Origin of the sequence: Thermotoga neapolitana DSM 4359, from assembly GCF_000018945.1 — a bacterium.
In the GTDB taxonomy this organism is placed as follows: domain Bacteria; phylum Thermotogota; class Thermotogae; order Thermotogales; family Thermotogaceae; genus Thermotoga; species Thermotoga neapolitana.
The window spans coordinates 1,630,875-1,644,887 of sequence record NC_011978.1 but is presented as its reverse complement, the minus strand read 5'-3'; the positions used below and the strand labels follow the sequence as shown (position 1 = coordinate 1,644,887).

The window sequence follows — 14,013 nt, the reverse complement described above, 5'->3', positions numbered from 1 at the left end:
GGGGGAGAAGAGATGGCTGAGTTCAGAAAGGATCCCATAATAAAGAGATGGGTCATAATAGCCACCGAGAGGGCAAAAAGGCCCAACGATTTTGTGAGAACAAAGGTTGAAGAGGTTCAGGAAGGATTCTGTCCGTTCGACTATGGAAACGAGCACACCACGCCTCCCGAGATCTTCGCTTTCAGACCGGCCGACACAGAACCGAACACGCCCGGATGGTGGGTTCGGGTCGTTCCAAACAAGTTTCCGGCAGTGGACCCAAACACCCCCCTGAGAAAGTATGGAAGAGGCATGTACGACGCCGCTATGGGTTTTGGATACCACGATGTTGTTGTGGAAACACCCGATCACAACTCTCACCTGGCCGTCATGGAGTACAAGAACGTGGAGGAAGTGATCTGGGCCTACAAGATAAGATACGAACAGCTCATGAAGGACGAGAGGATAAGATACATTCTGATCTTCAAAAACCACGGAAAAGATGCAGGAGCCTCTCTCAGCCATCCCCACAGTCAGATAATTGCCCTTCCCATCATGCCAAAGAGGGTTCAGGAAGAACTTGAAGGATCCAAAGAGTACTTCGAGTACAAGGAAAGGTGTCCTTTCTGTGACATCATCGATGAGGAGAAAAAGGAAAGAGAAAGGATCGTTGAGGAGAATGACCACTTCATAGCTATAGAACCGTTCGCTTCAAGGTTTCCGTTTGAAACATGGATCCTTCCCAAACGACACATGAACAGCTTCCACATGATATCGGAAGAGGAAGTAACCTCTCTTTCAAAGATTCTGAAAAACGTCCTGTATCGAATCTACTCGGCTTTGGACAATCCTCCGTACAATCTCCTCATACACACGGCTCCAACGAACCTGGAGGGAAAGGACTATTACCACTGGCACATCGAGATATTTCCAAGGCTGACGAAAGTGGCAGGATTCGAATGGGGAACAGGTTTCTACATAAACACCGTTCCACCGGAAGATGCCGCAAAATATCTGAGAGAAGTAACAATAGAGTAAGTTTGAAATGTTCGGAACCTTTGTGATAAAATGCAAGTTAGAGAACCCGTGAGTAAGGAGGAATGGTAGAATGGAAGTTTTGAAAGTCAGTTCAAACTCGAATCCGAACAAAGTGGCTGGTGCGATCGCTGGTTCTCTTTCCAAGAGCGACAGGGTTGAGATTCAGGCGATTGGCGCGGGGGCTGTGAACCAGGCAGTGAAGGCACTGGCGGTTGCCAGAAGGTTCCTGGAGGAGTCCGGTAAGGACCTCTTTGTCGTGCCGGGGTTCATCGAAATCAAGATAGGGGACGATGTGAGAACGGGTATATCTTTCAAGGTCTTTCTGGAGAACAGCAAGAATGAGGGATGAAGCCCGAGGTCCAGCAAATTCTGGATGCCATGAAGGATGATCCAAGGATCAAAGCCATCGTTCTTCAAATCATCAGAATGTCTTCTGAAGAAAGAGAAAACTTCAGGAAAAAGGTCACCTACTACTTCATGAACAAAAACTCGGAGGTCGATGTCGAAGCCTTTAAGTTCTTCAAAGTAGTTCTGGAAAACATCGAAGAACTTTCTGAAGCTATTGAACAGGAATGAATATGTAGCGTTTCGATCTTTCTGTTTCAACTTCGAACACCATGAGATCTTTTGAAGGACCTTCTTCTACGTCGACAAAAAGTTCTCTGTTCACAACGAACAACTTCCCAGACGGAACGTTCCTGTAGTATCCAACAAAACCGATGCGTTTGAATTGCTTTCCTTTCAATTCCATCAGGAGCACTTTCAGTGCTCCTTCTATTTTTTTCCTGTCAACATGCGTTTCCCTTTTTACCCTCATCCTCCTCAGGACAGAAAGGTCCATTTTTGAGAAAACAGCCGGTGTGTTTGAGGAAACCGAATGAACCCTGGCAGGGAAAGAGACGCTCTCCGAGAAAACTGAGGTTTTCAGTGACATTTCATCGAAAAGCTGTGTATCGACGGTTGAAATTTCCAGGTTTCCAGATCGAAGAGAGATCTCAGCAGTTGGGAAACAGTTTTCGACCCGTATCATCTCGTTTTCAAGCTTTTCCTCGTGAACCTGTGGTTCTCTTTTCAGCGAAAAAACGTTCACTTGACTCTGGAAGATTTCTTCGATCACAGAAGGAGGAAAAAGATCCACCTCTATACCGCTCACCTTTGGACCTTTCAGTTCTAGAATGAACCCTTCCAGCCATCTTTTGAAAAAGTAGATCACTCGCCTGAACATACGTACTCCAGCGCCCTGTCCAGTCTTTGAAATGGTTCAAGAACATCAAAGGCTTCCAGAAGGTTCAACAGTTTTTCCAAACGATCGTCCGAGAGTTTCCCTATGACCTTGAGCGCTGTTCCTTTGAATGGAAGAATGACTTCTTCTTCAGAAATGCGAACCGGCTCTTCTACTTTTTCATTTCTCTCAACAAGGAGGACCAATCTTTCATCCACTTCCAGAAGCTCCGGATCGCGGACGAATATGAAATCCGGATTCTTTTCCATCTTCTTCAGCAATGTTCTGGCTATGAGTTCTGTTTTCAGATAGACCTCGAGAGAACCACCGTACAGTATTCTTTGGAGTTCGTTTGGAACCACAGGTTCGGTGTACTTGAACTCCTGTGGAATACCCCGTTCGTCGACGGTGAGAAGCCCTCCCACGAATTTTCCATCCAGTTTTTTTGATTCCAGATAGGCAATTGTCATGTTCTCACATCCATGAACAGTCCTTTGCTCTCCTCTCTCAGACTGACCTGTTTTCTCTTCTGGATCCTGAGATTGTAGGAAGAACGATTTTCATTCCTTCCTTTTCCCTCCGTCGAAGTTCTCACCTCGACACCTTCTGCGAAAACACTTCTTTTCACCATGCTTTGTTCTCTGTTGAACTGCTGCACCAGATGCTGTCCTGCTATTTGTTGCATCAGTGCCTGCTGATTCAAAGTCTGAGAGATGCTCTGGGTGGACTCTACACCTTTGACAACAAAACCCTGGAAGTCAACTGGTCTGATCATCGCCCATCACTTCCCTTTTTATTTTCAAGAGGGCAAGGCTCACGATCTGAGAAACCCTGGACTCGGAAACACCCAGAACGCGTGCTATTTCTTTCAGGGAAAGCTCTTTTTCAAACCTCAGTGAGAGGACGAGTTTTTCTTTCTCGGACAACTTCTCAATCGCTTTTTTTATTTTCTCTTTTAAGATCTCCCGGTACGCTGTTTCATCTGGTCCTTCTGTTTTCAACGCTAACTCTTCATCGAAGGCATCTATCATGAGAATCTGTCTTCTCATCATCTCGTTTTTGGCGCGAATCACTTCTTTCAGTTCCAACCCGGTTTTCCTGGCCAGTTCCTCGTCCGAAGGGAACTCTTCACTCTCGTGTATCGCTTTCTCCACAAGTTTCACATTTTTTCTCAGATTTCTTGGCATCCAGTCTATCCTTCTCAGGTAGTCATACATTGCCCCCTTCACTCTTTTTATTACGAATGTTGTAAAACTCGCTTTGGACGGATCGTACCTTTCAAAAGCAGAGAGTGCTGCAAGGATTCCTTCCTGAATGAGGTCTTCTACCTCCACGTTCGGTGGAAGGGTCTGCACCAGATCTTCGGCTATTCGTTTTATAACAGGAAGCAAACTCTTTATTGCCCTTTCTTTATCCCACACTAGATTTCCTTTATTTCTAATTGTTCACCACCACCCACCTTCCTCACAAGAAGCTTTCCAGTGGCTATGTTGTACTCGACACTCCTTGCCCTGTTACCACCGGTGTCTTCTGCCACAAGTTTTATTCCGTGTTCTTTCAGGTGTCTTTTCACCGCTTCTACGTTTCGCTGACCTATGTTCATTCCTTTGGATTCGAACATGCTGGCTCCACCGGCAATTTTTGCCTCCATTCTTTCTCTCTTTGCCCCAAGTGCCTCAAGCTCTTTCACCAGCGTTTCAATTGCCGTGTCTGCGTACTTTCCGGGTTTGTCGGTCTTCCCTCCGCTGTCCGGAAGCATTACATGGGCCATACCACCAACGGCCGCAACGGGGTCTCTCACACACACGGCAACACACGATCCCAGTCCCAGGGTCACGATCACCCCCGGGTTTTTCATAACGGCGTATTCTCCAATACCTATTACCTTTTTCATTCCTGAACACCCATCCTTTCGAAGATCTTTTTCAGGTACCCTGGCTTCGGTACCAGCATCAGATATGAGGTCAGCGGTTCCTCTTCCTCCACGGTGAGAGATGTCTCGACGAACACCACCTGATCATCGACGCTCTCTCCTAGCTCCTCGATCGAAACTTCTGCAAATATCGCAGAAATCATGTCCACCACAAGTTGAGGTGGAAGCGTGTCTATCTTGAATCCCAAAAAGTCTGCAAGAGCCGAAACGTAGGTACCACACATGATGTTTCCCACTTCCTGAAGCGCCGAAGCAGCAAACTCATCGAGCTGTAGTAAATTTTCAGGTGCGTGTCCTATGAGTATCTCCAGGATCTTTTTCACCACCTGCGTTCCCATTATGAGGAGGACGTTACCTTCTATCTCTCCTGTCACGGGCATCTTCACGCCTACAACGATCTCTTCTGGATCTTTCGCCACGAATATCACGTCGCTGAGGGGGATTATCTCCACCGTTGGAACGGAAATCTCCACCTTCTTGTTCACCATGTAAGATATCGCCGTTGCAGCGTTTCCGGCTCCTATGTTTCCGATTTCTTTCAGAAGATCCTTTTGTCTTTCGGAGATGTTCACTCGATATCTCCCCTTTCCTTGTTTCTCATTTCAATTTCCTTTCTGAAAACGAAAGTCACTAGTTTCTTTTCCAGGGATGGAGAAACGTTCAAAAATTCCACTCCGTACATTCTCTCACCCGTTTCAAGAATTCCTGCTTCTCTTACGATCCGGGCAGGCTGATCCACCAGTTTCAGGTTTTCATCCAGATCCATCGTAACGTATATGATCTGTCCCACCGTTAAGATGTCGTTCACCACCATCAGCATACCACCTGCGCTGAAATCTCTCGTCACAAACCTCTTCAGTGGTTCATCTTTGGAGGAGACCCTGTAGAATCCCTCTAGAAAGATCTTTATCCTTTTGAATCTTCTTCTCTGTACCTTTCTCAACCTGTTTGGAAACAACACTTTGGTGATGGGAAAACCATCTTCGTCCCTACCACTTTCCAGTACAGCCGTTCTGAACGTGTATATCGCAGAACTGTCCACGATCTTCACTGTACATCGCGTTCCTCGCGGAAGAGGAACCAGTCTTCCCTTGAAACTCGGCATGGAGAGTACCAGAAGGTTTCTTTCGAAATCAACGTCGTGAACGCTACTTTTGTACTCACCTTCGAGATCCTCCGGATAGGAAACTTCCACAATGACACTCTGTCCGGGCCTTATCACATCAGAAGCCTTCACAAGTTCGGTGTAATACTGCATCGTATCACCCTATCCCAAGCATCTGTCTTATTTTGGTCAGGAAACCCTCTTTCCGAACAGGCTCTCTCAGGATCTTTTCTCTGAGCCCATATATCGCAAAAGACGGCTGGGACTTCCGGTGACGCTGAACGAACGGTTCCTGCGAGACCACACTCTTGTGAACCACGGGATCTTCTTTCACCACAAAGGAGTGTTTTATCGTGAAGCCAACGAATCTTTCGATCACCCTTTTCAGTCTGTCCACAGCGATTCTTCCTTCTCTCATGTTCTTTGCCATGTTCATGACAAGGAAAACTTCTTCTGGAGAGACTCCCTTGACGGACAGAATTTTCATCAGTGTGTAAGTGTTTATGATGGAAGTTGGCTCCGGTGTTGTCACAAGGATGAGGAAGTCAGACTGCAGGTAGAAACTGTCCAGGTTCTCGTTGTACCCCGGTGGAAAATCTACTATCAGATAATCGTATTTTTTGAGAAGCCTGGAAAAACAATCGAAGAAACGTCTTCGATCGCTCAGATTGAAAAGGAGAAGATCCTCCATGTCAATTCCAAAGCTGAGAACATCCACACCGTATTTTGTGCTGAAAACGATGTCCTCGATCTTCATATCGGATTTGAAAAAATCTTTCAGTGTCTTGGGCGCCATGAAACCAAGGAGGATCTCGACGCTTCCAAATCCCACATCTGCATCCAGCAAAAGCACATTCGCTCCTGTTTCTTTCAGCGCCAGAGCAAGGTTGACCGCTATTACGGATTTCCCCACACCGCCTTTTCCGCTGAGAACACTCACTATCTTCGGTTCACTTTTCCTGAGATGTTCCGCCTGATCCGGCACAGCTTAACACCTCACTGGTTACGATCCTCGCGAGTTCCACGGAATTTGCTTCGAAGATGTCGTCTGGCACTCTCTGACCGTTTGTTACAAAGGCGATTGGAATGTCTGTGATTTCTGAGATGTTCACAAAAGTACCATAAACGGATGTTTCGTCCATCTTCGTGAGGATGAGATGTGTGGGTCTCACCACAGAGAATTTCTCCAGAATTTTCTTCATGTCGTCCAGTTTGTAGTTCATGGCGACGACCAGAAACGTGATGTTCGGTTTCACAGCCTCTGCCAGGGCTTTGACCTCGCTCATTTGAAGATCGTTCTGATGGCTCCTTCCCGCGGTGTCGATGAGAAGAACGTCGTAATCCTTCAGTGCCATCATTTCGTATTCTGCTTCCTTTGGTGTGTATGCGATCTTCATGGGAATATCCATTATCTCCGCGTACGTCTTCAACTGTTCGGCTGCGGCTATTCTGTAGGTGTCCAGTGTGAGTATCGCCACACGCTTTTTCTCTTCTATCTTGAACCTTGCAGCAAGCTTTGCAAGTGTTGTTGTCTTACCAACTCCAGTTGTTCCAACAAAGAGAACCTTTACATTCTCAAAGTCCGGTACTTTCGTTCTTATGATGTTGGAAAACTGCTCAGAGAGAATTTTGAAGGCTTCTTTTGAGCCGGGATCCAGATCACCGTACTTCATCTTCAAAAACTCCACTATTTTGTATCTGATTTCCGGTATTATCTCCTGTTTTTCCATACCGTAGGAGATCTTCGACAGCCCTTCTGGAAGGGTCTGGCTCTTCTCTTTCACAAGGATTTGTTTGATTTCACTTATGGTTCTCTTTATCTCGTCGAACTCGTCCTTAATATTATCGTCCAGGCTTCGTCTGTTCTTTATCAGGATCTCCTGAAGTCTGTAAGTAGAAGCGTTTTCTACCTTCTTTTCCTCTTCTTTTTCTTCCACGGCGGCGGTTATCTCGAAGTACGTCTTTCCTCCTATTCCGAAGAATCCACCTTTTTTTATCCTACGAGAGCTCAGGATAACGGCGTTATCCCCAAGTTCTCTTTTTATCATCATCATCATCGCTTCTCTGATGCTCTCGGCGAGGTATTTTTTTATTTTCACAGTTTCACCACGCCTTCAATCTGGAGGGTGTAATCGTCCGGTATTTCATCGTAGGAGATCACAAAAACACCTGGGACACTCCTTGCTATGTATCTGGAAAGGTACGACCTGATGCTGGAAGAACAGACTACAACCGGCTGATACCCCTTTTTCATCAGATCACTCAGGGCAGCAGATATCCTGTTCATGAGTTCTCGTGACACTTCTGGATTCAGAAGGAGTTCTCTTTCTTCCCCCACTTCCTTTATCGATTCGGCGAGTTTCTGCTCCAGTTCCCTTTCGAGGACTACCGCGTGTATTTTACCGTCATCGGAGCGCACCTGAGAAGCGATCTGCCTTTTCAGAGCCTTTCTCACACTTTCCACCAGGAAATCTATGTCCTTGCTCTTTTCTGCGCTTTCCAAAAGTGTTTCGAAAATGGTCGGAAGGTTCCGGATGGAAACACCTTCCTTCAGGAGTCTCTGCAAAACCTTTTTCACCTCAGCTGGTTTCATAACGTCCGGTATGAGATCTTCAACCAGTTTCGGGAACTTCTCTTTCAGACCTTCAACAAGGAGTTCGAACTCCTTGACTCCGAGCAGTTCATCGGCGTGTCTTCTCAGCACTTCAGAAAGGTGTGTGGCGAAGACGGTGGGAGGATCCACCACGGTGTAACCCTTCTGCTGGGCTTCTTCTTTTCTCCACTCTTCTATCCAGTACGCCTCAAGGTTGAAGGCGGGTTCCCTGGTTGGTATGCCGGGTATTTTCTCCTCAGCGGTTCCAGGATTTATTGCGAGGAGCCTGTTTGGAATCAGCTCATAACGAGCAACCTCACTTCCCCTTATCTTTATGGAATACTCGTTTGGTTTCAGAAGGACACTGTCTCTCACCCGGATGGGAGATACCACAAGACCCAATTCGAAGGCAAGCTGTTTTCTTATGGATGTGATCCTGTCGAGGAGGTCACCGCCCTGGGATGGATCGGCGAGGGGAATCAGACCGTATCCGATCTCCACCTCAACGGTGTCGCTCTGTATCACCTCAGCCACCTCTTCAGGGGTTGACAGTACAGGACCACTCGGTCTTTCCGCGGGCGATGGACCTGCGAGTTCTTCCTGAGGAACGGCCCTTGAGGCATAGACCGCAAGCAGGATCAAAGCCCCTCCCAGAAGAGCACTGAAAAACGGAATGGGAGTGAAAAGTCCCAGAAAGATCAAAACACCGCCTGTGAGGATGATGACCTTCGTTTCGCGAGAAAGTTCCGACACCAGGTCTTTTCCGAGATTCTCCTTCGATGCTGCCCTGGACACGATGATACCGGTTGCAGTGGAAACCAGCAAAGCGGGTATCTGGGCGGAAAGTCCGTCTCCCACCGTGAGGATCACGTATTCCTGTGCCGCTTCCCCAAGACTCATACCGTGCCTCAAAACACCGATGAGAAGCCCACCAACTATGTTGATGAAAACGATTATGATACTCGCTATGGCATCCCCTCTCACGAACTTACTGGCACCATCCATAGCACCGTAGAAATCCGCTTCTCTTCTTATCTCCTCTCGCCTTTTCCTTGCTTCCTCTTCTGTGATCAGGCCGCTGTTCAGATCCGCGTCCACACTCATCTGTTTTCCTGGCATGGCATCGAGGGTAAACCTTGCCGCTACTTCCGCTATCCTCTCGGCACCCCTTGTGATGACCACAAACTGGATGATGACCAGTATCAAGAACACTATCAATCCCACAACGTAATCTCCCCTGACCACAAAATCCCCAAAGGTTCTTATGACCCTTCCCTGAAACTGTGGACCTTCCAGAAGGATGAGCCTCGTTGAAGCCACGTTGAGTCCCAGCCTGAAGAGTGTTACCACAAGAAGCAAAGTCGGGAATGAAGAAAGTTCCAGTGCGCTTCTTATGTACATCGTGGAAAAAAGTATTATCATCGAGAGGGTTAAGTTGAGAATCTGAAAGAAATCCAGCATTCTATCTGGAATTGGAAGTACCATCAGAAGCACGATGGCCACTATCATCAGAGAGACCACGATATCGACGTTTTTCAAATTCTCACCCCTTTTCTCGTGTAAACGTAAACGAGTACTTCTGCCACTATCCTGTAGAATTCCACCGGTATCTCCTCACCTATCTCCACCCTGTAATACAGCGTTCGGGCAAGAGAAGGGTTTCTCACGATTGCAACACCGTTTTCCCTTGCGATCTCGATGATCTTCAGGGCCAGATGGTCCACACCCTTCGCCACCACGGTTGGTGCGTTCATCGTGTCGGGATCGTACTTCAGGGCTACGGCAAAATGCGTTGGGTTGGTGATCACAACGTCGGCCTTGGGGACCTCCTCCATCATTCTCCTTCGTAGGATATCATACATCATCTGCCTTTGCCTTCGCTTCACCTCAGGGTTTCCTTCGACTTCCTTGAACTCGTCCTTCACTTCCTGTTTTGTCATTCGAATGCTTTTTTCGTAATCCCATCTCTGATAGGCATAATCGAACACGGCCAGTGCAAGAAGGGCTATGCCACTCTTCAGAGAAACTTCAGATGCCACATCCCAGAGGTTCAGAAAGGCATCTTCCAGTTCCATGTCACTCAAAAGAACCATCTCGTACCAGCGATCTTTCAGTACCTGATAAACGACAACACCGATGACCACCACTTTCATAACGGCCTTCAAAAGTTCGACCACTGATCTCAGAGAAAACAGTCTTTTGAACCCTTCCACCGGATTTATCCTGTTCAGATCGGGTCTGAGGGTTTTGAACGCAAGAAGAAACCTCGTCTGAATCGCCCCCACCAGAATTCCAGCGGCCATGGTGAAGAGCATAAGGGCTCCGATCATCAAAAGAATATCTTTAAAATATCCAAGAGCGCTCAGAAGATCTTCTGTTTCTTCGAGGGAAAGAAAGGCACTGACATCCCGGGCGATGCTTGCGATCCCCTGTGGTCCGAATATCTTCAAGACAACGGCGAATATGAGGAAGGTGATAGCCATGTTGAGTTCTCTTGAGACGGGAACTCGACCTTCCTCTCTTACTCTCCTTCTCTTCCTTGGAGTGGCGCGCTCTGTTCGTTCGGCTTCAGCGAACAGTAGAGGAACTATTTCCCAAGAAGCTCTTGAATAGCGTTCCAGACAAGATTTGAGATACTCTGAGCCATGTCCGCCCATATCGGCAACATCCCCGCTATCAGAACGAAACCTATCATCACCTTCAACGGCAGTCCAACCATGAAAACGTTCATCTGTGGAATGAGTCTGGAGACGATTCCCAGTACGATGCTGACGATGAACATAAACGCGATGATGGGAATTCCGATCTTCAGGATCATCACGAAGAATTCATCAGACCTTTGCACGATGTAGGAGAAAAAATCTTCTTTTAAATTAACAAGGTTCACGGGAAACACTTCTAAAGAATCCTTCAGACCCTCGAAGATCAGAAGAGGTCCTTTTATGAGCACAAAAACTGTCAGACCCAGAAGGTATATCAATTCCCCTGTAGGGTTCGTCTGCTCTTCTCCGAACGCGAGCACTTCCTCCATACCAAATCCCATCTGAAAACCAAAGATGTAACCTGCTCCGTTGAATGCCTGAAGGAAAAGATACACGATGAACCCAAGGCTGAATCCCACGAGAAAGTTAAACAACAGGTTCAGTGTTAAGGTGAGAACGGGCGTATCGAGTGGCAAACTCATGTTCGACGAGTAAAGGGTCAACCAGCTCGTAAAGAGCGCAAGGAAAACCTTCACGACAACCGGAAATGCCCTTTCAGAAAAGAAAGGGGCGATCACAAAAAAGCCTGTAAATCTTGTGAACAAGCACATCCACGCAAGGAACTTTTCCTCCAAAAAGGCAAAAATCTGATCCAAGGTTACACCCCGAGGATCTTCTTTATGTTCTCCTCAAAAGGTGGTTTGATGACACCCTTTTCCGTTATGATCGCTGTTATCAGAGAGTTTTCTGTGACATCGAAGGCCGGATTCAGAACCTTCACCCCTTCAGGAGCGATCCTGTTTCCTCCACAGTGGGTTACCTCTTCTGCCCTCCTCTCCTCTATTGGTATTTCGTCACCGCTTTTTATCGTAGGGTCTATCGTAGATATCGGAGCCGCCACGTAGAAGGGAACGTTGTTTCTTTTCGCCAGAACGGCAAGGGAGTAAGTTCCTATCTTGTTTGCGGTGTCTCCGTTCAGAGCGATTCTGTCGGCTCCCACGACCACAGCGTCTATCATTCCTCTTTTCATAAGCCATCCTGCCATGTTGTCCGTTATGACGTAGACCTCTATACCGTCTTTCATGAGCTCCCAGGCGGTGAGCCTTGCCCCCTGAAGGTAGGGACGCGTCTCGTCGGCGAACACCCTCACACGTTTTCCCGCCTCCACGGCGGCTCTTATCACCCCGAGGGCCGTGCCGTAATCCACCGTCGCAAGCGCACCTGCGTTACAGTGAGTGAGAATTGTCGAACCATCCTCTATGAGTTCTGCTCCGTTTCTGCCGATCGCCCTGTTCGTCTCTATGTCCTCCTGTGCCATTTTCATGGCTTCTTCTTCGAGGATTTCACCAAGGTTTTCGTTTTTCAGGTTTTCAAGAAAGACTTTTTCCATCCTGTTCAGGGCCCAGAACAGGTTCACGGCCGTGGGCCTGGTTCGAGATAAAACTTCCTTGACCTGTTTCATCCATTCCTTCAGATCTCCTGAACGGTACTCTCTGAAACCCAGAACGTATCCGAAGGCAGCCGTGACACCTATGGCAGGTGCTCCTCTGACGATCATCTCCTTTATCGCGTGTGCGACCTCTTCGTGTGTTTTGCATTCTACGTACTCCTCGATGAAGGGAAGTTTCCTCTGGTCCAGCAGCCTCAAGGAGTTTCCTGTCCATTCCATCGTCTTTGTCTTTAACTTCATTCCCCGCTCCCTCCAAGTTTTATTTCTATATGACTGTTCTTCTTGAACTCTTCGAACGTTTTGTTGAACCAGTCGTTCCAGATCTGTGCTTTTTTCTCCGAGAGCAGTTTGTTGATGATTTCCTCTTTCACCTCTTCGAACTTTTTGTAAGAGGAAGCCCTCTTTTCTACAACTTTGTAGAGCATAAAACCACCCTTCGATTCGAACGGACCGAGTATGGCACCCTCCGGCGCTTCAAAGATGACACTCTCCAAATCCTTTTCAAGTTCTCCTTCTTCGATCCAGCCCAGGTCTCCTCCTGTTGCCACCTTTGTTGCGACCTCAAGGAAATCCTCTCCCTTTCTGATCCTTGAGAGGGCCTCATCGATTTTTCCTTTTTCTTCGGCGGAGATCCTGTAGAGATGAACGGCAGCCGGCACTCTGTACGCCTCTTTGTTCTGGTTGTAGTAATTCTGGGCTTCCTCAACCGTCACCGTTGCATCCTGGGTGATCTTTTCCTGAAGTCTCTGAAGCGAAAGCTGGGTTTTCAGGTGCCATTTGAGGCGCTTTTTGAACGTTTCAAGATCACCGTAACCTGCACTCTGAAGGAACTTATCCAGATCTTCAAGGGTTATCCCCATCGACTCCACCGTTTCTTTCAGTCTTTTTTCGACTTCTGCATTCACCTCTTCATCTGTTACACCGACCCCCTCTTTTTCTGCAAGCTGCTGTATGAGGAGATCGTCTATCAGTGAATTCAAAACTTCCATTTTGTATTTCAAAAGGAGTCTCAATCCCTCCTCGGTTCCTGTGAGAACGTTGAAGAATCTCATATCGATCTGTGCGATGCTTTTGAGAATACCGTTTATATCCGCTTCGAGTTCGAGAAGATCCGAAGTGATCGGCTGGCCGTTGACGATGGCAACCACCGTGCTCGATGTGGTCGTTGCCTGCGAAAAGAAAGTGGCCGTTGTCACCAGAAGAATTACGAGGAAAACCTTTTTCATTCCTCATCTCCTCCTTTCGCCCTGTTCCAGTATTCGTCCAGTTCCCTCAAAGACAGTTCCTCCAGCACCAGTCCATCCCTTTCTATCATCTCCTCCATCCTCCTGAACCTCTCCACGAACTTTCTGGTGGCCTTTCTGAGGGCAGATTCGGGATCGATCCCAAGAAACCTGGACAGATTGACTATGGAAAACAGAAGATCACCGAGTTCTTCCTCTGCTTCATCCGTGCTTCTGACCTTTTTGAGTTCTTCAAGTTCTTCTTCTATCTTCTCATACACCCCCTCGATGTTGTCCCAGTCGAATCCCACCTGTGCAGCGTTTTCCTGAATTCTTCTTGCCATGGAGAGGGCAGGAACGAGAGGATTTATCTCTCCAACCCTCGATGATTTCTTCTTTCCTTTCTCCTGAGCCTTTATATCCTCCCATTGTTTGTAGGAATAACCGGAACTGTCTCCAAAAACGTGGGGATGGCGTCTGATGAGCTTGGAATTCAAGTGTTCGACCACATCATCTATGGAGAAGGCATTTCTCTCTTTTGCTATTTGAGAGTGGAACACAACCTGGAGCAAAACATCTCCGAGTTCTTCTTTCATCATTTCGTCATCTTTTTTATCGATCGCCTCGATCAGTTCGTAACACTCTTCGATGAGATAGGGTTTCAGACTCTCATGAGTTTGTTTTCTGTCCCACTCGCAACCCTCCGGGGAGCGAAGCTTCTCCATGATGGACACGAGTTCTTCGAAGAGTTTTCCCGTTTTTCCCATT

The 14,013-nt window shown here is 47.4% G+C and carries 18 protein-coding genes; 3 read left to right on the top strand and 15 right to left on the bottom strand.

The window, feature by feature from the left end; genetic code table 11:
• Positions 1-12 precede the first annotated feature (12 nt).
• The 3 genes from galT (at position 13) to CTN_RS08370 (ending at position 1,593) form a co-directional block, all read left to right on the top strand.
• A complete protein-coding gene (gene galT / locus CTN_RS08380; protein ID WP_015920093.1) occupies positions 13-1,017 on the top strand; it encodes a galactose-1-phosphate uridylyltransferase in 1,005 nt (334 codons plus the stop codon).
• A 70-nt stretch (positions 1,018-1,087) separates the two neighbouring features.
• Complete coding sequence (locus tag CTN_RS08375) at positions 1,088-1,366, top strand: stage V sporulation protein S (RefSeq protein ID WP_015920092.1); 279 nt, start codon at positions 1,088-1,090, stop codon at positions 1,364-1,366.
• A complete protein-coding gene (locus tag CTN_RS08370) occupies positions 1,363-1,593 on the top strand; it encodes a hypothetical protein (protein ID WP_015920091.1) in 231 nt (76 codons plus the stop codon). The genes CTN_RS08375 and CTN_RS08370 overlap by 4 nt, the downstream gene beginning before the upstream one ends.
• Here the strand turns inward: CTN_RS08370 and CTN_RS08365 are convergent.
• Genes CTN_RS08365 through mazG form a run of 15 tightly spaced genes read right to left on the bottom strand, consistent with a single transcriptional unit; the run spans position 1,577 to position 14,012 of the window.
• A complete protein-coding gene (locus tag CTN_RS08365; protein WP_015920090.1) occupies positions 1,577-2,242 on the bottom strand; it encodes a hypothetical protein in 666 nt (221 codons plus the stop codon). The two genes, CTN_RS08370 and CTN_RS08365, sit on opposite strands and share 17 nt — an antisense overlap.
• A complete protein-coding gene (locus CTN_RS08360) occupies positions 2,227-2,709 on the bottom strand; it encodes a hypothetical protein (RefSeq protein WP_015920089.1) in 483 nt (160 codons plus the stop codon). Before CTN_RS08360 ends, CTN_RS08365 begins: the two co-directional genes overlap by 16 nt.
• The gene (locus CTN_RS08355) at positions 2,706-3,014 is read right to left on the bottom strand and encodes a hypothetical protein (protein ID WP_015920088.1); all 309 of its coding nucleotides are present in this window, start codon (positions 3,012-3,014) and stop codon (positions 2,706-2,708) included. The genes CTN_RS08360 and CTN_RS08355 overlap by 4 nt, the downstream gene beginning before the upstream one ends.
• Complete coding sequence (locus CTN_RS08350) at positions 2,998-3,660, bottom strand: FliA/WhiG family RNA polymerase sigma factor (RefSeq protein WP_015920087.1); 663 nt, start codon at positions 3,658-3,660, stop codon at positions 2,998-3,000. Before CTN_RS08350 ends, CTN_RS08355 begins: the two co-directional genes overlap by 17 nt.
• The gene (gene cheD / locus CTN_RS08345; RefSeq protein WP_015920086.1) at positions 3,660-4,133 is read right to left on the bottom strand and encodes a chemoreceptor glutamine deamidase/glutamate methylesterase CheD; all 474 of its coding nucleotides are present in this window, start codon (positions 4,131-4,133) and stop codon (positions 3,660-3,662) included. The genes CTN_RS08350 and cheD overlap by 1 nt, the downstream gene beginning before the upstream one ends.
• Positions 4,130-4,744, bottom strand: a complete 615-nt coding sequence (cheC, locus tag CTN_RS08340) for a CheY-P phosphatase CheC (RefSeq protein WP_015920085.1) — start codon at positions 4,742-4,744, stop codon at positions 4,130-4,132. Before cheC ends, cheD begins: the two co-directional genes overlap by 4 nt.
• Positions 4,741-5,430, bottom strand: a complete 690-nt coding sequence (locus tag CTN_RS08335; RefSeq protein WP_015920084.1) for a flagellar brake protein — start codon at positions 5,428-5,430, stop codon at positions 4,741-4,743. The genes cheC and CTN_RS08335 overlap by 4 nt, the downstream gene beginning before the upstream one ends.
• 4 nt (positions 5,431-5,434) lie before the next feature.
• Positions 5,435-6,262, bottom strand: coding sequence for a MinD/ParA family protein (locus CTN_RS08330; protein ID WP_038067997.1), 828 nt, complete (start codon positions 6,260-6,262; stop codon positions 5,435-5,437).
• Positions 6,228-7,376, bottom strand: a complete 1,149-nt coding sequence (gene flhF, locus CTN_RS08325) for a flagellar biosynthesis GTPase FlhF (protein WP_015920082.1) — start codon at positions 7,374-7,376, stop codon at positions 6,228-6,230. Before flhF ends, CTN_RS08330 begins: the two co-directional genes overlap by 35 nt.
• Positions 7,373-9,409 (bottom strand): flagellar biosynthesis protein FlhA, encoded by a 2,037-nt coding sequence (gene flhA / locus CTN_RS08320; protein ID WP_015920081.1) that lies wholly within the window; start codon positions 9,407-9,409, stop codon positions 7,373-7,375. Before flhA ends, flhF begins: the two co-directional genes overlap by 4 nt.
• A complete protein-coding gene (flhB, locus tag CTN_RS08315; protein WP_038067995.1) occupies positions 9,406-10,527 on the bottom strand; it encodes a flagellar biosynthesis protein FlhB in 1,122 nt (373 codons plus the stop codon). Before flhB ends, flhA begins: the two co-directional genes overlap by 4 nt.
• On the bottom strand, positions 10,458-11,228 hold the full coding sequence (gene fliR, locus CTN_RS08310; protein WP_015920079.1) for a flagellar biosynthetic protein FliR: 771 nt from the start codon (positions 11,226-11,228) through the stop codon (positions 10,458-10,460). Before fliR ends, flhB begins: the two co-directional genes overlap by 70 nt.
• A 2-nt stretch (positions 11,229-11,230) precedes the next feature.
• Positions 11,231-12,262: an S-methyl-5-thioribose-1-phosphate isomerase gene (gene mtnA, locus CTN_RS08305; RefSeq protein ID WP_015920078.1), complete on the bottom strand. Its 1,032-nt coding sequence runs from the start codon at positions 12,260-12,262 to the stop codon at positions 11,231-11,233.
• A complete protein-coding gene (locus CTN_RS08300; RefSeq protein WP_015920077.1) occupies positions 12,259-13,248 on the bottom strand; it encodes a peptidyl-prolyl cis-trans isomerase in 990 nt (329 codons plus the stop codon). Before CTN_RS08300 ends, mtnA begins: the two co-directional genes overlap by 4 nt.
• Positions 13,245-14,012 (bottom strand): nucleoside triphosphate pyrophosphohydrolase, encoded by a 768-nt coding sequence (gene mazG / locus CTN_RS08295; protein ID WP_015920076.1) that lies wholly within the window; start codon positions 14,010-14,012, stop codon positions 13,245-13,247. Before mazG ends, CTN_RS08300 begins: the two co-directional genes overlap by 4 nt.
• Position 14,013: the final 1 nt, after the last annotated feature.